General features: G+C 54.0%; 22 protein-coding genes and 1 pseudogene. 11 read left to right on the top strand and 12 right to left on the bottom strand.

What is annotated here, in order from left to right:
- The first annotated feature begins 69 nt into the window (after positions 1 to 69).
- The 4 genes from F153LOC_RS17405 to F153LOC_RS17390 all read left to right on the top strand — a co-directional run bounded on the left by F153LOC_RS17405 (position 70) and on the right by F153LOC_RS17390 (position 3,076).
- The gene (locus F153LOC_RS17405) at positions 70 to 1,017 is read left to right on the top strand and encodes a zinc-binding alcohol dehydrogenase family protein (protein WP_102103875.1); all 948 of its coding nucleotides are present in this window, start codon (positions 70 to 72) and stop codon (positions 1,015 to 1,017) included.
- Between the two features lie 161 nt (positions 1,018 to 1,178).
- Complete coding sequence (gene yedE / locus F153LOC_RS17400; protein ID WP_102103876.1) at positions 1,179 to 2,390, top strand: selenium metabolism membrane protein YedE/FdhT; 1,212 nt, start codon at positions 1,179 to 1,181, stop codon at positions 2,388 to 2,390.
- Positions 2,387 to 2,620, top strand: a complete 234-nt coding sequence (gene yedF, locus F153LOC_RS17395; RefSeq protein WP_100779956.1) for a sulfurtransferase-like selenium metabolism protein YedF — start codon at positions 2,387 to 2,389, stop codon at positions 2,618 to 2,620. The genes yedE and yedF overlap by 4 nt, the downstream gene beginning before the upstream one ends.
- Positions 2,621 to 2,761: 141 nt before the next feature.
- On the top strand, positions 2,762 to 3,076 hold the full coding sequence (locus tag F153LOC_RS17390) for a PTS sugar transporter subunit IIB (RefSeq protein WP_102103877.1): 315 nt from the start codon (positions 2,762 to 2,764) through the stop codon (positions 3,074 to 3,076).
- Between the two features lie 57 nt (positions 3,077 to 3,133).
- Here the strand turns inward: F153LOC_RS17390 and ompW are convergent, their stop codons facing one another.
- A complete protein-coding gene (gene ompW / locus F153LOC_RS17385; protein ID WP_100779954.1) occupies positions 3,134 to 3,769 on the bottom strand; it encodes an outer membrane protein OmpW in 636 nt (211 codons plus the stop codon).
- Positions 3,770 to 3,943: 174 nt separating this feature from the next.
- Here ompW and F153LOC_RS21550 point away from each other — a divergent pair.
- The 4 genes and pseudogenes from F153LOC_RS21550 to yciA all read left to right on the top strand — a co-directional run.
- Positions 3,944 to 4,030, top strand: a pseudogene (locus F153LOC_RS21550) (YkgJ family cysteine cluster protein); the annotation flags it as partial.
- A 25-nt stretch (positions 4,031 to 4,055) separates the two neighbouring features.
- Entirely contained in the window at positions 4,056 to 4,799 is a 744-nt protein-coding gene (locus F153LOC_RS17380) for a YciC family protein (protein ID WP_100779953.1), read from the top strand.
- Between the two features lie 31 nt (positions 4,800 to 4,830).
- The gene (locus F153LOC_RS17375; RefSeq protein WP_100779952.1) at positions 4,831 to 5,370 is read left to right on the top strand and encodes a septation protein A; all 540 of its coding nucleotides are present in this window, start codon (positions 4,831 to 4,833) and stop codon (positions 5,368 to 5,370) included.
- 127 nt (positions 5,371 to 5,497) lie between these two features.
- On the top strand, positions 5,498 to 5,896 hold the full coding sequence (gene yciA, locus F153LOC_RS17370; RefSeq protein ID WP_100779951.1) for an acyl-CoA thioester hydrolase YciA: 399 nt from the start codon (positions 5,498 to 5,500) through the stop codon (positions 5,894 to 5,896).
- Between the two features lie 29 nt (positions 5,897 to 5,925).
- Here yciA and tonB read toward each other — a convergent pair whose 3' ends face one another.
- Positions 5,926 to 6,651 carry a TonB system transport protein TonB gene (tonB, locus tag F153LOC_RS17365; RefSeq protein WP_102103878.1) on the bottom strand — a complete coding sequence of 242 codons (726 nt, stop codon included), beginning with the start codon at positions 6,649 to 6,651 and terminating at the stop codon, positions 5,926 to 5,928.
- 221 nt (positions 6,652 to 6,872) lie between these two features.
- Here tonB and F153LOC_RS17360 point away from each other — a divergent pair, with 221 nt between their 5' ends.
- Positions 6,873 to 7,169, top strand: a complete 297-nt coding sequence (locus F153LOC_RS17360; protein WP_100779949.1) for a YciI family protein — start codon at positions 6,873 to 6,875, stop codon at positions 7,167 to 7,169.
- Positions 7,170 to 7,309: 140 nt separating this feature from the next.
- On the opposite strand, the gene F153LOC_RS17355 is transcribed toward F153LOC_RS17360, so the two are convergent.
- From F153LOC_RS17355 to F153LOC_RS21545, 5 genes are all read right to left on the bottom strand, one after another.
- Positions 7,310 to 7,702, bottom strand: a complete 393-nt coding sequence (locus F153LOC_RS17355; RefSeq protein WP_233210351.1) for a cell envelope integrity TolA C-terminal domain-containing protein — start codon at positions 7,700 to 7,702, stop codon at positions 7,310 to 7,312.
- 57 nt (positions 7,703 to 7,759) lie between these two features.
- Entirely contained in the window at positions 7,760 to 8,395 is a 636-nt protein-coding gene (gene leuE / locus F153LOC_RS17350; protein ID WP_100779948.1) for a leucine efflux protein LeuE, read from the bottom strand.
- 66 nt (positions 8,396 to 8,461) lie between these two features.
- On the bottom strand, positions 8,462 to 8,872 hold the full coding sequence (locus F153LOC_RS17345; RefSeq protein WP_102103879.1) for an Exc2 family lipoprotein: 411 nt from the start codon (positions 8,870 to 8,872) through the stop codon (positions 8,462 to 8,464).
- 17 nt (positions 8,873 to 8,889) lie between these two features.
- Entirely contained in the window at positions 8,890 to 9,018 is a 129-nt protein-coding gene (locus F153LOC_RS21895) for a KPN_01571 family protein (RefSeq protein WP_213015980.1), read from the bottom strand.
- 122 nt (positions 9,019 to 9,140) lie between these two features.
- Positions 9,141 to 9,314, bottom strand: a complete 174-nt coding sequence (locus F153LOC_RS21545) for a YciY family protein (RefSeq protein ID WP_087892605.1) — start codon at positions 9,312 to 9,314, stop codon at positions 9,141 to 9,143.
- 143 nt (positions 9,315 to 9,457) lie between these two features.
- Between F153LOC_RS21545 and cls the strand changes: the two genes are divergently transcribed.
- The gene (cls, locus tag F153LOC_RS17340) at positions 9,458 to 10,918 is read left to right on the top strand and encodes a cardiolipin synthase (protein WP_100779946.1); all 1,461 of its coding nucleotides are present in this window, start codon (positions 9,458 to 9,460) and stop codon (positions 10,916 to 10,918) included.
- A 34-nt stretch (positions 10,919 to 10,952) separates the two neighbouring features.
- A complete protein-coding gene (locus tag F153LOC_RS17335) occupies positions 10,953 to 11,282 on the top strand; it encodes an HI1450 family dsDNA-mimic protein (protein WP_100779945.1) in 330 nt (109 codons plus the stop codon).
- A gap of 30 nt (positions 11,283 to 11,312) precedes the next feature.
- Here the strand turns inward: F153LOC_RS17335 and F153LOC_RS17330 are convergent, their stop codons facing one another.
- Genes F153LOC_RS17330 through oppB form a run of 5 tightly spaced genes read right to left on the bottom strand, consistent with a single transcriptional unit; the run spans position 11,313 to position 16,067 of the window.
- Positions 11,313 to 12,149: an ion transporter gene (locus tag F153LOC_RS17330; protein ID WP_102103880.1), complete on the bottom strand. Its 837-nt coding sequence runs from the start codon at positions 12,147 to 12,149 to the stop codon at positions 11,313 to 11,315.
- 48 nt (positions 12,150 to 12,197) lie between these two features.
- Complete coding sequence (oppF, locus tag F153LOC_RS17325) at positions 12,198 to 13,202, bottom strand: murein tripeptide/oligopeptide ABC transporter ATP binding protein OppF (RefSeq protein WP_100779943.1); 1,005 nt, start codon at positions 13,200 to 13,202, stop codon at positions 12,198 to 12,200.
- A complete protein-coding gene (locus tag F153LOC_RS17320) occupies positions 13,199 to 14,212 on the bottom strand; it encodes an ABC transporter ATP-binding protein (RefSeq protein WP_100779942.1) in 1,014 nt (337 codons plus the stop codon). The genes oppF and F153LOC_RS17320 overlap by 4 nt, the downstream gene beginning before the upstream one ends.
- An 11-nt stretch (positions 14,213 to 14,223) precedes the next feature.
- The gene (oppC, locus tag F153LOC_RS17315) at positions 14,224 to 15,132 is read right to left on the bottom strand and encodes an oligopeptide ABC transporter permease OppC (RefSeq protein ID WP_102103881.1); all 909 of its coding nucleotides are present in this window, start codon (positions 15,130 to 15,132) and stop codon (positions 14,224 to 14,226) included.
- Between the two features lie 14 nt (positions 15,133 to 15,146).
- Entirely contained in the window at positions 15,147 to 16,067 is a 921-nt protein-coding gene (gene oppB, locus F153LOC_RS17310) for an oligopeptide ABC transporter permease OppB (protein ID WP_100779940.1), read from the bottom strand.
- Positions 16,068 to 16,126: the final 59 nt, after the last annotated feature.

The following is a 16,126-nucleotide window of genomic DNA, read 5'->3' as shown; positions in this document are numbered from 1 at the left end:
TTTCCTGGCGAGTATAGTGCTCTAAAAGATATGTGCATTTTACACATATTCCACAACAGGAGAAAGTGTATGAAAGCAGCCGTTGTTTATGATCCGCTCGCTGGGCCGGTTTACGCCGATTTCGCAACACCTAACGCTGAGCCAGGCCAGCACCTCGTTCGCGTTACCGCCTCGGCAATCAGCCATGTGGTGAAAAGCCGGGCCTCCGGTAAGCACTACAGTTTTGACGGTACACTGCCCTTTATCGCCGGGATCGACGGAACGGGCGTCACCGAAGCAGGTCAGCGCGTCTATTTTGCGTTTCCGCCGTCCCCCTGGGGCAGCATGGCGGAGTTTGCCCCAGTCGATATGAATCTCTGTATTCCCTTACCTGAGGGGCTGGACGACGCCACCGCCGCCGCGATGGCGAATCCGGGAATGTCGGCGTGGGCCGCACTGGTGACGCGCGCGAAGTTTCAGCCAGGTGAGACCGTGCTTATCAACGGGGCCACGGGCAGTGCCGGGCAGCTTGCGGTGCAAATTGCCCGCTACCGTGGCGCCGGGAAAATCATCGTTACGGGCCGCAATCCGCAGGCACTGTCCCGCCTTAATGCGGATGTGAGCATACTGCTGAATGACGATAACGCGCGCATCGGACAGGCGTTTGCAGACCAGGCGGCCCAGCAGATTGATGTGGTGATCGACTATCTGTGGGGGCAGAGCGCGCTCGCTATTCTCAACGCCCTGGCAAAACACACGCCAGGGCTGACGCCGATGCGTTTTGTTCAGGTCGGCTCACTTTCCGGCGCGGAGATTGCGCTGCCGAGCGCGGTGCTGCGCGCCTCTCCGATTCAATTAATGGGCAGCGGGATTGGCAGCCTGTCGCTTGCACAGCTCATTCATGCCACGGGTGAGATGTTTCAGGCGGCGGTTCCCGGTGGATTCACGATCGCCACCACCAGGGCACGGCTGGAAGTTGTCGCTCAGGCGTGGTCACAGGATGACAGCAAAAAACGCACGGTGTTTGTGATGAACTGAAAGGAAAACGGCAGAGCCTCTACGACTTAAGGGTGAGGACAAAATTGATCGGGTCGAGCTTTTGGGTGAACGACACTTTTCAAATAGGATCGTAAGAGTATGATCCCCTTTCTTTTCGGCTCTCAGCCGTTTTAAATCCTTCTGAGTTCAGAGGTTTACACATGTCATGGCAACACTTCAAACAGGCTTATCTGATTAAGTTCTGGTCCCCTGTTCCTGCAGTCATCGCTGCGGGTATCCTCTCTACCTACTATTTTGGCATTACCGGCACCTTCTGGGCGGTCACGGGTGAATTTACCCGCTGGGGCGGACAGCTTTTGCAGCTGGCGGGCGTGCATGCCGAAGAGTGGGGTTATTTTAAGCTGATTCATCTGGAGGGCACCCCGCTCACCCGCATCGACGGGATGATGATTATCGGGATGTTCGGCGGCTGTTTTGCGGCGGCGCTGTGGGCCAATAACGTCAAACTGCGTATGCCCCGCAGCCGTATTCGTATTGCGCAGGCCATCGCGGGCGGGATTATCGCCGGGTTTGGCGCGCGTCTGGCGATGGGGTGCAACCTGGCGGCCTTCTTCACGGGTATTCCTCAGTTTTCCCTGCATGCCTGGTTTTTCGCCGTGGCGACCGCCATCGGTTCTTACTTTGGCGCGCGTTTCACGCTGCTGCCTATCTTTCGCATTCCGGTCAAAATGACCAAAGTCAGCGCCGCCTCCCCGCTTACGCAAAAACCGGATCAGGCTAAGCGCCGTTTCCGTCTGGGGATGCTGGTCTTTTTCGCGATGATTGTGTGGGCACTGTGCACCGCATTTAATCAGCCAAAACTGGGGCTGGCGATGCTGTTTGGCGTCGGCTTTGGGCTGCTGATTGAGCGCGCGCAAATCTGCTTTACCTCGGCGTTCCGCGATATGTGGATCACCGGGCGCACCATGATGGCAAAAGCAATTATTGCCGGGATGGCGGTCAGCGCCATCGGTATTTTCAGCTATGTGCAGCTGGGCGTGGAGCCAAAAATCATGTGGGCCGGCCCGAATGCGGTGATTGGTGGTTTGCTGTTTGGCTTCGGTATTGTGCTGGCGGGCGGATGCGAAACCGGCTGGATGTACCGTGCTGTAGAAGGACAGGTGCACTACTGGTGGGTGGGTCTCGGCAACGTCATCGGCTCGACTATTCTGGCGTATTACTGGGACGATCTCTCACCTGCACTCGCCACCAGTTGGGATAAAGTCAATCTGCTGAACACCTTTGGTCCGTTGGGAGGGCTGTTGGTCACCTACGCCCTGCTGTTGATCGCCTTTTTACTGGTTATCGCCCAGGAGAAACGATTCTTTCGTCGCACCGCGCGTAACACTGAAACACAGGAGAATGTGGCATGACGCAAATTGTCCCTGATTATCGCCTCGATATGGTTGGCGAACCTTGTCCGTACCCGGCCGTCGCCACCCTCGAAGCCCTGCCGCAACTGAAGAAAGGGGAAATTCTGGAGGTGGTCAGCGATTGTCCTCAGTCGATCAATAACATTCCACTGGATGCCAAAAATCACGGCTATACCGTGTTAGATATTCAGCAGGACGGCCCGACCATTCGCTATTTGATTCAGAAGTAACGCCCCTCTGACAACGTTCCCCAGCGGGAACGTTGTTCCCTCCGCATTGCCGATGAAAAAACAACCAACACGTTGCGTTAGCTCTCATTTTCTTTTTATCACGAAGAATACTGTATCCACAGTTTCCATGAGGATAATCTGATGAAAAAGTTACTGATATGTTGTCTGTTCGGCAATACCGCCCAGTCGCTTGCCAGGAAAATGCAGCATGCTGCTGATGCGCGCGGAATGAAACTGCTGATAAGCGCCGTCGGGCTGGATAATTTCGCCAGCGTCGCCCCGGCTTTTGACGCCTTTTTAGTCGCGCCGCATATTCAATATAAGCTTGAAGAATTACGGGCAGTGATTGGCGAAGGCCAGCCGATCACGGTTATCGAAAGCTATCCGTTTGCCTCACTGGACGGTGAGAAAGTGCTGGAGTTTGTACATAAGCATATGCCGGAGCTGGTGGCATAGCGTTGATCAATGAAAACTGGCCGCAGTACGACCAGTTTTTTACGAGCGTCGAAGCAATCAGAAACGATAACCCGCCGAGAACATAAACACCCATGGGTCCAGGCGCGTATGAACGCTCTGCTGTTCGCCGCCAGCCTTGAAGCGCACGTCGGTGTCGATATCCATATACCAGACGGACATGTTCAGCAGCCAGTCGCGGTTGATCAGATAATCCAGCCCGACCTGCCCCGCAGCACCCCAGGAATCTTTCAGACTCAGATCGGAAAGACCATTCTCTTTACCCGTATCGTTAAACTTCTCGTCGAAGAAGGTGGTGTAGTTCACACCTGCACCGATATACGGACGCACTTTGCTGCTGGCATCACCGAAGTACCACTGCGCCATCAGGGTTGGCGGGAGCTGATGAACCGTTGCAATATTTCCCGTCGGACCGGTGCCGACTTTGTGGCGGAATGGCGTTGCCGCCAGAAGTTCAATACCGACATTTTCCGTTGCCATATAGGTGAACGTCAGGCCCAGTTGGGTATTGTTGCTGACGTTAAAGCCGCCCAGACTCCCCAGCACATTGTCCGATCCCTCTGTCGGGCGAACCGTTGCCGAACCCGCACGAATAAAGAACTCACCCGCTTCATGTGCGTACGCACCGCCAGAAATACTGCTTAAGATCAGGGCTGCCACTGCTAACTTTTTCATATCCGCTCCATCGTTGTGGTTTTATTGGCGCGGTGAATATACTCATAAATAAGTAACAAGTGATCTAACTCAGATCACACTTGGTCTGGTAATTTAACATTCATTGATCCAGATTAATTTTTGCCGTGCAAACAGACACGCATATCCTCGTCTCAGGTCAATTTTGCAAAATGACCGAGGCTTTACAAAGATATGCTTTTCCATACAAGTCATGGTGCTGCCACGACAGAGTTATCCAGGGTACAATTGCCCGCTTATTAATACCTGCAATACTCAAGGAGAGTGCATGTCTATCACGGCGAAGTCCGTCTACCGTGACACGGGGAATTTCTTCCGCAATCAGTTCATTACTTTTTTACTGATCGCCTTGCTTTGCGCGTTTATCACGGTGGTGCTTGGCCATGCGTTTTCGCCGAGTGATGATCAAATTGCCACCCTGAGCCAGGGCGATCATCTCGCCGGCAGCGGCGGGCTGTTTGATCTGGTTCAGAACATGACGCCAGAACAGCAGCAGATTTTGCTGCGCGCCTCTGCGGCATCGACCTTCTCGGGTTTGATCGGTAATGCGATTCTGGCGGGCGGTGTCTTGCTGATGGTTCAGCTCATTTCTGCGGGACATCGCGTCAGCGCCCTGCGCGCCATCGGTGCCAGCGCGCCTGTACTGCCTAAACTGTTCATCCTGATCTTTTTGACCACCATGCTGGTGCAGATTGGGGTGATGCTGGTGGTCGTGCCGGGTGTACTGCTGGCAATTATCCTCTCGTTCGCCCCGGTGATGCTGGTGCAGGACAAGATGGGAATATTTACAGCCATGCGCAGCAGTGTAAAACTGGCATGGGCAAATATGCGCCTGGTGGCCCCGGCGGTGATCAGCTGGCTGCTGGCTAAAACCCTGCTGCTGCTGTTTGCACCGAACTTTGCGGTCTTGACGCCAAACGTCGGTGCGGTGGTTGCAAACACGCTGAGTAACCTGATTTCAGCCGTGTTGCTGGTCTATTTATTCCGCCTGTATATGTTGATTCGCCAATAGTCTCCCTGAAAGCAGATAATGGAATCGAAGAATGAAGCAGTTTCTTGATTTTTTACCACTGGTCGTGTTTTTCGCGTTTTACAAGCTCTACGACATCTATGCCGGCACAGCCGCGTTAATCGTCGCGACGGCCGTGGTGCTGATTTACAGCTGGGTGCGTTACCGTAAAGTCGAAAAAATGGCGCTGATCACCTTTGTACTGGTGGCGGTGTTTGGGGGATTAACCCTGTTCTTCCATAACGATGAATTTATCAAATGGAAAGTGACGGTCATTTACGCACTGTTCGCGGGTGCGCTGCTGTTCAGCCAGTGGGTGATGAACAAACCACTGATTCAGCGCATGCTGGGCAAAGAGATCACCCTTCCTCAGGAAGTGTGGTCGCGCCTGAATATCGCCTGGGCGCTGTTCTTTATCCTCTGCGGACTGGCGAATATCTACATTGCGTTCTGGCTGCCGCAGAATATCTGGGTCAACTTCAAGGTCTTTGGCCTGACGGCGTTGACGCTGATTTTCACGCTGCTTAGCGGTGTGTATATCTATCGTCATATGCCTCAGGACGATAAGCACTAAAATTGAAGGCCAGGCAGCGTGCTGTCTGGCCTTTTCTCTTCCCGACCGTCTGCTTTTCGTATTTCCCACCAGCTGTAAATCATAGTAGCATCCCGCCTGTCGTCTTCCGTAACGAGCTTAAGAAACAATGACAACAACGAATGACGCCCCTCAGGGCGAACTGGTTTTACGCACACTTGCTATGCCTGCCGACACCAATGCGAACGGTGACATCTTTGGCGGGTGGTTAATGGCCCAGATGGACATGGGTGGCGCGATCCTCGCAAAAGAGATCGCACATGGCCGCGTGGTGACGGTCAGAGTCGACGGGATGACATTTTTACGTCCGGTCGCAGTGGGTGATGTCGTGTGCTGCTACGCACGCTGCGTCAAACGCGGTAACACGTCGATATCGATCAACATTGAAGTCTGGGTGAAGAAGGTCTCTTCCGAGCCGATTGGCCAGCGCTACAAGGCGACTGAAGCGCTGTTTATCTATGTCGCGGTGGACAATCAGGGCAAACCTCGCCCACTGCCACAGGTATAAAAAAAGCCTCCATCTGGAGGCTTTCTTGTTTATTCCATCTGCGCCCCGCCGTTCAGGCGGAAGACGATGTTAACGATAAGTCCATTCCCCGGCTTGCCAGGCTCGTAGCGCCATTTACGCATCGCGGCTTTCACCTCTCGCTCGAACATGTTTGCTGGTTGCGCCGAGAGCACTTCGACGTTATCGACACGGCCATCCGCGGTCACGTCGAACTTCACACGCAGACGTCCTTCAATGCGCAGGGCCTGTGCACGCGCAGGATACTGCGGCTGATTGCGGCTCATCGCGCGCGGACCAGAAGGAGCAGACACCACCGGCTTCGTCGTCGTCGGCGAACTATTCATGACCGGTTTCGCGGGTGCGGTGTTCTGGGTTGACTGTACCGCGCGGGGTTCGACCGGACGCTCTTCACGCTTCGGACGCTCCTCGACCTTTTTCACCGGCTTCGGTTTTGGCTTCGGCTTAGGTTTTGGCTCCGGCTTGTGGATCACCACGGGCGCTTCTTTCGGCGGTTCCGGAACAACTTCAGGTTCTGGTTCTGGCTCAGGCTCGACAACCGGCTCCGGCGGAGGCGGAACCACCTGCGGCTCCAGGTCTGCCGGCGACACCATCGTCACAGAAATCGGCTGCGCAGGTGCTGGCATTTCAATAACCTGATGAACCGAAGTGTAGAGCAGCGCCGCCACGACAGCGCCGTGGATCACAACGGACAGTAGCGTCGGCCAGGGAAAGCGGCGAGGTAAATCGAGGGTCATCGAAGTCATAATCGTTACAGTTAAAAAACCAGACCCTGATTTTAAATGCAAATAGCAATCATATTCAATAAGACACTCCATCTTCTCGCGATTTAACTGCTCGCAAGGCCAAAAAAGTCGCATCTTTGTTATGGTTTTAACAAGGTCGTTATCTTTACATTGCAGTCATCGATGCTTTCACATAACGTAATTGACACTTTTTATGGCTAAGGAGCTCCGCCGTGCTTTACGTGATTTACGCTGAAGATGTTGCCGATTCTCTGGAAAAACGACTTTCCGTGCGCCCTGCCCATCTCGCGCGTCTGCAACTGTTACATGACGAAGGAAAATTACTGACCGCCGGCCCGATGCCCGCAGTGGATAGCAACGATCCCGGTGCGGCTGGCTTTAGCGGTTCTACGGTCATTGCGGAGTTTGAATCGCTGGAAGCTGCACAGTCCTGGGCCGAAGCAGACCCGTACGTCGCGGCAGGGGTTTATGAGAAAGTGACGGTCAGACCGTTCAAGAAAGTGTTTTGAGGTGAGGGGGAAGGCTCCCGCAGGCGCTTTTCCTATATCGTCATCACGATTGCATTGATACCAAAAGCCCCGCCAGTGCGGGGCTTTTATTTTTTACATGACGCAACAGGGCAGGAAAAAAGTAATACCCATCACCTCATTCACTCCCCGCGCATACTAAAACCGGCTCTGCGAAAGTCTCGATATACTTCGGGATTGGTGAATGCCGGGAACTTAGCTTTCTGGGCTGCGGATTTGAGTGCTTCGCAATAGGCTTTATTGCCGTCGCTGGTCGATATGTTTAACGCCGTGCCATCCTCTGCAAACTGGATGTGCAACCTGCATCGTTTTCCTTTCCAGCGCTGAGGATCAACAAGTTGGTTATTGATGGCATCTCTGATGGCTCGCGCCTGTGCGCCCCACTCATCCTTGTCATCCCAGCGGCCGGAACTGCAATCACCCATTGCGGTGGTTTTATGGCATCCGGACGGATGTAACGGTGCGCAGCCCGAGACCAGGCTTATCAGAATGGCGAGCATAAGAATCTTATTCATGTGAAACCTTTAATATCGTCCCGCCAACCGCTTTCACGTTTGGCGGGACGATGGTTCTCAATGCAATGACGCGAGTCGTGCCGCAAAACCCACAAACAGCAAACCGATCAAGCCATTTCCCAGCTTCGCCAGTTTCTTTTTGGTTTTCAGGTAGCGGGTGACAAACGCGCCGGAGAAGATCAGGAAACTCATGTACATAAAGCTGATAAGCTCAAGAGTGGTCGCGAGGATCAGGAAAGAGGTCCCGGTGTTTTTCGCGCTGACGTCGATGAACTGCACGAAGAATGAGACGTAGAACAGAATCGCTTTAGGATTGGTCAGGCTCAATACCAGCGAGCGCTTCATGATCATGCTCGCGGGTTCCGTTCCTCCGGCTTGCGCGCTATTTTTATGCGTCATCACTGACCAGAGCATTTTGCCACCCAGCCACAGCAGATAGAGCGCACCGAGATAGCGGACAATGTTGAACAACACCGGTGTGGTCTGGATCAGCGCAGCGACTCCTGCCCACGCCAGAAACATCAGTACCGCATCACCGATGAAAACCCCCGTGGCGGCGAGATAACCTTTTTTCACCCCGTGGCCGATGCCAGTTTTTAAGACAAACAACGTATTTGGGCCAGGCACCAGCACAATAAAGAAAGCACCCACAACATAAGTCCAGAAATTGAGAACACCAAACTCCGCAAACACCACCCGCTCCTTTTATCAAATAAATGAAAATGCCGCAGCTAAGCGGCATTTCAGGGTTAACTTTCGCTATTGTACGCCGTTATACCCGTCAAGATAAGACGCTGCCAGCTCATTCCCGAACAGCTTCGCATCTTTCTCTTCCATATCAGATGACCACTGATCGCTCTTATTGCCCGTAAAGCTGTTATTAGTTTTGACGCCTTTCAGCACCTGATCGCGGATACTTTGCGCATACTCATTGGCTTCCACCAGGGTGCGCCCCGCTTTGCGGTCCGTTTTGCCCTGCTCGTAGAGCTCGCGAAACTGCGGCACATTCAGGCGATAATTGAGCTGTTGGCTATTGGCGAAATTTCCACCGACAAAATTCGATTGATGAGAAACGAAGTAATAAGCGTGTCTTTCAGGTGCGGTTTTGCTGTTGGCGCATCCGACGAGGGCCGTCACGGCCATGAGTGCGGCGAGGTATTTACTGTTCATCCCTTTTTATTTCCCTTTTATATGTTCCACTGCATCATCCAGGCACCGACAAAATCAACCAGCCCTGAAAATGATGACAATCCCAAACTTTCCCTGAGCGCATCCAGCGCAAAAAGCACAACCAATACCCACAGGAATGGATTCATCTGTTTTTATTCAACACGTTATGTAGGTGAATTATATCTGAACAGCAGGGGGCGAAGGATACTGCGAAAATTGATAGTTATGCGGAAAACATCAGGCACCTGTCACGGTGCCTTCAGGGTACTCAGAGATCGCGAACGGCAAACACCAGTGCATTACGGTGATGGCTTAGTCCACATTTTCTGATGGCGTGGATACGCATATTGCGGCGGGACTGAGCCTCAAGCCAGCGGGCTTTACGACGACTCATTTGTCGCAACATGCGCCAGCGCCCTACTTCCGTTCTGCTGCGCTTCATGTCTACAACTCTTTCCTTAACAGAGACGCCATTATAAACCCCTGCCCACGGTAAACCAGCGCTTTTACCCACCCTTTTTATTTGCCAGATCAATTCTGATGCGTACACTCATAACAATACGCTTTCAAAAGGATTTTTTATTTATGACAACCTTCTACACCGTGGTGAGTTGGCTGGTCATTCTGGGATACTGGCTGCTGATCGCAGGTGTGACGCTTCGCATCCTGATGAAACGCCGGGCCGTCCCTTCTGCCATGGCCTGGCTTTTGATCATCTACATCCTGCCGCTGGTAGGAATTATCGCGTATCTCTCCTTTGGTGAATTGCATCTGGGTAAGCGCCGCGCCGAGCGTGCGCGCGCCATGTGGCCGTCGACGGCAAAATGGCTGAACGACCTCAAATCCTGCAAACATATTTTCGCCCAGGAGAACAGCAGCGTCGCCTCGTCACTGTTCAAACTTTGCGAACGTCGTCAGGGAATTGGCGGCGTCAAAGGCAACCAGCTGCAGTTACTCACTACCTCCGACGATGTGATGCAGGCGCTGATCCGCGATATCCAGCTCGCCCGACATAATATCGAGATGGTGTTCTATATCTGGCAGCCCGGCGGAATGGCCGACCAGGTAGCCGAATCGCTGATGGCGGCATCGCGCCGGGGTATTCATTGCCGTCTGATGCTCGACTCCGCCGGTAGCGTGGCGTTCTTCCGTAGCCCCTGGGCGACCATGATGCGTAATGCCGGCATTGAAGTTGTCGAAGCGCTGAAGGTAAATCTGCTGCGTGTGTTCCTGCGCCGCATGGATTTACGCCAGCATCGTAAGATGATCATGATCGACAACTATATTGCCTACACCGGCAGCATGAACATGGTCGATCCGCGCTTCTTTAAACAGGACTCTGGCGTGGGTCAGTGGGTCGATTTAATGGCGCGTATGGAAGGCCCGGTTGCCACAGCGATGGGGATTGTTTACTCCTGCGACTGGGAAATCGAAACCGGCAAACGCATTCTGCCGCCACCGCCCGACGCAAACATCATGCCGTTTGAGCAAGAGAGCGGCCATACCATTCACACCATCGCATCGGGGCCTGGATTTCCTGAGGATTTAATCCACCAGGCGCTGCTCACGGCAGCCTATTCTGCGCGTGAATATCTGATCATGACTACGCCCTACTTTGTCCCGAGCGACGATCTGCTCCATGCGATTTGCACCGCCGCACAGCGCGGTGTGGATGTCAGCATTATTATGCCGCGTAAAAACGATTCAGTTCTGGTGGGATGGGCCAGCCGGGCCTTCTTTAGCGAACTGCTGGCAGCGGGTGTCAAAATTTATCAGTTTGAAGGGGGCTTGCTGCATACCAAGAGTGTGCTGGTCGACGGCGAACTGAGCCTGGTCGGTACGGTGAATCTGGATATGCGCAGCCTGTGGCTCAATTTTGAAATTACACTGGTGATTGATGACGTCGGTTTTGGTGGCGATCTGGCGGCGGTGCAGGACGATTATATCTCCCGCTCGCGCCTGCTGGACGCGCATCTGTGGATGAAACGCCCGCTGTGGCAGCGGATCACCGAACGACTGTTTTACTTCTTTAGTCCGTTGCTGTAAAACGTGCCCAACGATGTTTTAACAGGTAATCATCATGGAAATGGATCTGAACAATCGCCTGACTGAAGACGAAACCCTTGAGCAGGCCTACGACATTTTTCTCGAACTGGCGATGGACAATCTCGATCCCGCAGACGTGATCCTCTTCAATCTTCAATTTGAAGAGCGCGGCGGCGCAGAGCTGTTTGACCCGTCCGAAGACTGGGCCGAGCACGTCGATTTCGACCTCAACCCGGACTTCTTCGCCGAAGTGGTGATTGGGCTGGCCGATACTGATGGCGGCGAGATTAACGATATTTTTGCCCGCGTGCTGTTATGCAGGGAAAAAGATCACAAACTGTGCCACATCCTCTGGCGCGAATAACAAAAAGGCTGCGATGGCAGCCTTTTTTATTTAGTCCGGTAGTTCACTCCCACAGCGATTACAAAACCGCGCGCTATGCTCATGGCTCGCCTGCTGGCATCTCGGGCACTTACGCTGCTGCTGACGATTCTGAAAAGCCGCGCTCATGTGAGTGGTAATCAGACCGGTCGGGATAGCAATCACCGAGTAACCAATCAAAATGAGCACTGATGCCACGATCCTGCCGAGCGGCGTGTGGGGGGTAATATCCCCGTAGCCCACGGTCGTCACGGTGACAATCGCCCAGTACACCGACGCATTCAGCGTGGTGAAACCGTAAGTCGGCCCTTCAATCAGATACATCAGCGCGCCGAAAACCACCATCACAATCGCGATAAACGAATAGAACAGGATCAGCTGATGCCGGGCGCTATAAATGGCTTTCCAGAACACGCGTAATGACGGCATAAAACGCAGCAGTTTCAGGACGCGCAGCACGCGGATGGCGCGCATCGCTCGCCACGCAAAAACATAATTGATGCTGATTTCAGGCCATAGCCACATTACATACAGCGGCAGAATCGTCGCTAAATCAATAATCCCCCAGAAGCTGAACACATATTTCGCCGGATTCGCCCAGCTGAACAGGCGCAGGAAATACTCCAGGGTAAATATCAGGGTGACAAACAGCTCCAGCCAGACGAACAGATGCCATTCATCAAGCGTAAGGTGATACTGCGTCCCCAGGCCGGATTCAATAAAGATGATGAATACGCTGAGAAGCGCAAACAGGCCGCACAATCCTTCGAAGCGACGCCCGGAGCGGGTGTGAGGATCGAATAGCAGGCGATAGGTCTTACGCCGTACAGAAGAAACGGATATCGACACGTTAACCTCGCAAAAGAAGAAGGGCTGACATCATGTCAGCCCTTGCGATTATAACGGGTCTACTTTCAGGCAGGAAACCGCATGTCGGAAACTTCCTTCCAGAACAGGCCGGGTTTGCGCACATTCCGGCCCCGCCATTGGGCAACGCGTGCGGAACACGCAGCCAGACGGCGGGTTGATCGGCGAAGGCAGCTCCCCTTCCAGAAGCTGGATCACTTTATTTTTTTCCAGATCCGGGTCGGGAACCGGCACCGCAGACATCAGCGCTTTGGTATACGGGTGCAGCGGGTTGTGATAGACCTCATCATAGGTGCCCAGCTCAACCGCATGGCCAAGATACATCACCAGCACGCGGTCGGAGATGTGTTTCACCACCGCCAGGTCGTGGGCGATGAAGATCAGCGACAGCCCCATTTCACGCTGCAATTTCTGCAGCAGGTTCACCACCTGCGCCTGAATCGACACGTCCAGTGCTGAAACCGGTTCGTCACAGATAATCAGCTTTGGTTCCAGAATCAGCGCGCGGGCAATACCGATACGCTGACACTGGCCGCCAGAAAACTCGTGCGGATAGCGGTTGATAAGGTTCGGCAGCAGGCCCACTTTCATCATCATCGCTTTCACGCGGTCGCGAACTTCCTGACGCGGCATTTTCGGATGATAGGTGCGCAGCGGCTCAGCAATGATATCGCCGATGTTCATACGCGGGTTCAGGGAAGCCAGTGGATCCTGGAAAATCATCTGGATGTCGCTGCGCACCGCGCGCCACTCTTCCTGTTTCATTCCCAGCAGGTCTTTGCCAAGCCAGGCCACTTTGCCGTCCGTCGCTTTGACCAGGCCGATAATGGCGCGGGCAAAGGTCGACTTTCCGCAGCCGGACTCGCCGACCACGCCCAGAGTCTCCCCTTCGTAAAGACGCAGGGTGACGCCATCGACGGCTTTCAGGGTTTTCGACGGCTGCCAGAACCACTGCTTGCCGTCTTTGATGTCGAAATGCACTTTTAGGTCAGCGATTTCGAGCAGGACATTTCTTTTTTCGTCAATGGCGTTCATACCAGCTCCTCATGCGGCTTAAAGCAGGCGCGCAGGCGGCCTGGTGCAAACTCTTCCAGCGGGGGTGCGCTGTTGCAGATTTCCATCGCGTACTGACAGCGAGGCTGGAACGGGCAGCCTTTCGGCAGACGCAGCAGGTTTGGCGGGTTGCCGGGAATGGTCAGCAAGGATTCGCCTTCCGCATCGAGACGCGGAACCGCATTCAGCAGGCCGATAGAGTACGGGTGCGCAGGATGATAGAACACATCGCGCGCCCTGCCGTACTCCATGGTACGACCGGCATACATCACCAGCACTTTGTCACAGATGCCGGCCACGACGCCGAGATCGTGGGTAATCATGATGATGGCGGTGTTGAACTCACGCTTCAGTTCATTTAGCAGGGTCATGATCTGTGCCTGAACGGTCACGTCCAGCGCGGTGGTGGGTTCATCGGCGATCAGCAGTTTTGGCCGACACAGCAGCGCCATGGCGATCATTACGCGCTGGCGCATCCCACCGGAAAACTCATGCGGGAACATGCGCATGCGTTTACGCGCTTCGGGCATTTTGACTGCATCCAGCATTCTCACCGACTCTTCGAACGCTTCTGCTTTGTTCATGCCTTTATGCAGCATCAGGACTTCCATCAGCTGCTCGCCCACACGCATGTACGGGTTCAGCGAGGTCATTGGGTCCTGGAAAATCATCGAAATCTGTTCTGCGCGCAGCTTGTTCAGCTCGTGCTCAGGCAGATTCAGAATGTTTTTGCCGTTAAAGGTCGCGGTTCCTCCGATGCGGCCATTCGGTGCCAGCAGCCCCATCAGCGCAAAGGCGGTTTGCGATTTACCGGAGCCGGACTCACCGACGATACCCAGCGTTTCACCGGCCCGCAGATCGAAATTCAGATCGTTGACGGCAGTAACATCGCCATCCGGGGTTTTAAAGGTGACGCGCAGATCTTTGACATCCAGCAGCACGTTTTGCTGCTTTTGCGCCTGTGGCGCAGCTGCCGTTTCAATAATAGTCATCGCGGCACTCCTTAACGGTCTTTCGGGTCGAGGGCATCACGCAGGCCATCGCCGATAAAGTTGAAACAGAACAGGGTTACCACCAGGAAACCAGCCGGGAATAGCAGCAACCACGGAGAGACTTCCATGGAGTTTGCGCCATCGCTTAACAATGCGCCCCAGCTACTCAGCGGCTCCTGGGTACCCAGACCGAGGAAGCTCAGGAAGGATTCAAACAGGATCATGCTGGGTACCAGCAGTGATGCGTACACCACAACCACGCCGAGCACGTTTGGCACGATATGACGCACCACAATCCCGCTGACGGAGACACCGCCCACCTGTGCTGCTTCGATAAATTCTTTACGCTTCAGGCTCAGCGTCTGGCCGCGCACGATACGCGCCATATCCAGCCAGGAAACCATCCCGATAGCCACAAAGATCAGCAGGATGTTTTGTCCAAAGAAGGTCACCAGCAGAATAACGAAGAACATAAACGGGAAGGAGTTCAGGATTTCCAGCAGACGCATCATCACGGAATCCACTTTGCCGCCGAGGTAGCCGGAAAGCGAGCCGTAAAGTGTGCCGACGATCACCGCCACCAGCGCCGCAGCGATACCGACCATCAGAGAGATACGGCCACCAATCGCCACGCGCACCAGCAGGTCGCGCCCGGAGGAGTCCGTACCAAAGTAGTGGCCGGAAACCATATCGGGAGCACTGGACATCATGCCCCAGTCAGTATCGAAATAGGTGAACTGCGACAGCATCGGGGCCAAGGCCACGAACAGGGCAATACAGATCAAGACGACCAGACTGGCGACGGCCGCACGGTTATGCATAAAGCGACGGCGGGCGTCCTGCCACAGGCTACGCCCTTCGACTTCAAGTTTCTCAGTGAAGTTTTCCAGCGCCTCGCTGTTTTTCTTACTCAACATCATGGCGTGCTCCAGCGCTAGTAGCGAATTTTCGGGTCGATAACGGCATACAGCACATCGACAATGGCGTTAAAGAGAATGGTCAGTGCACCGACCAGGATCGTAAGGCTGAGCACCAGCGAGTAGTCACGGTTCAGGGCGCCATTCACAAACAGCTGACCGATACCCGGCAGGCCGTAAATGGTTTCAATGACCATGGAACCCGTGATGATCCCAACGAACGCAGGGCCCATATAGGAGAGCACAGGCAGCAGCGCAGGTTTTAACGCATGACGGAGAATGATGCGGTGCATCGGCAGGCCTTTCGCCCGCGCGGTACGAATAAAGTTGGAGTGGAGCACTTCAATCATCGAACCACGGGTAATACGCGCGATACTGGCGATATAGGCCAGAGAGAGCGCCACCATCGGCAGAATCATGAATTTTAGCGCCCCGCCGTTCCAGCCGCCTCCGGGCAGCCATTTGAGCGTGATGGCAAATATCATCACCAGTAACGGTGCCACCACAAAGCTCGGGATAACCACCCCGGTCATGGCGATCCCCATTACCGTGTAGTCCCATCGGGTGTTTTGTTTCAGCGCGGCGATGACGCCTGCGGTGACCCCCAGAACAACGGCCAGAATAAATGCCGCTGCGCCTAACTTAGCCGACACGGGGAAGCTCGATGCGACGAGGTCGTTAACGGAATAGTCTTTATATTTAAACGAAGGACCAAAATCGCCCTGCGCCAGCTGCTTCAGATAATTGAAGTACTGCGTGGAGATAGGATCGTTTAAATGGTATTTGGCTTCGATGTTCGCCATGACTTCTGGCGGCAGTGCGCGCTCGCTGGTAAACGGACTACCTGGTGCGAGACGCATCATGAAGAATGAAATCGTAATGAGAATAAAAAGCGTCGGTATCGCTTCAAGACAGCGACGTAGGATAAATTTCAACATTGCCCGTACCTTCTGGCGTGTGCCTTTTACACAAGCTCGTTCAGTCGTTCCTGAATGAT

It is taken from the genome of Lelliottia sp. F153 (assembly GCF_002870005.1).
GTDB classification, from domain to species: domain Bacteria; phylum Pseudomonadota; class Gammaproteobacteria; order Enterobacterales; family Enterobacteriaceae; genus Enterobacter; species Enterobacter nimipressuralis.
This window is presented reverse-complemented; position numbering and strand designations above follow the sequence as displayed.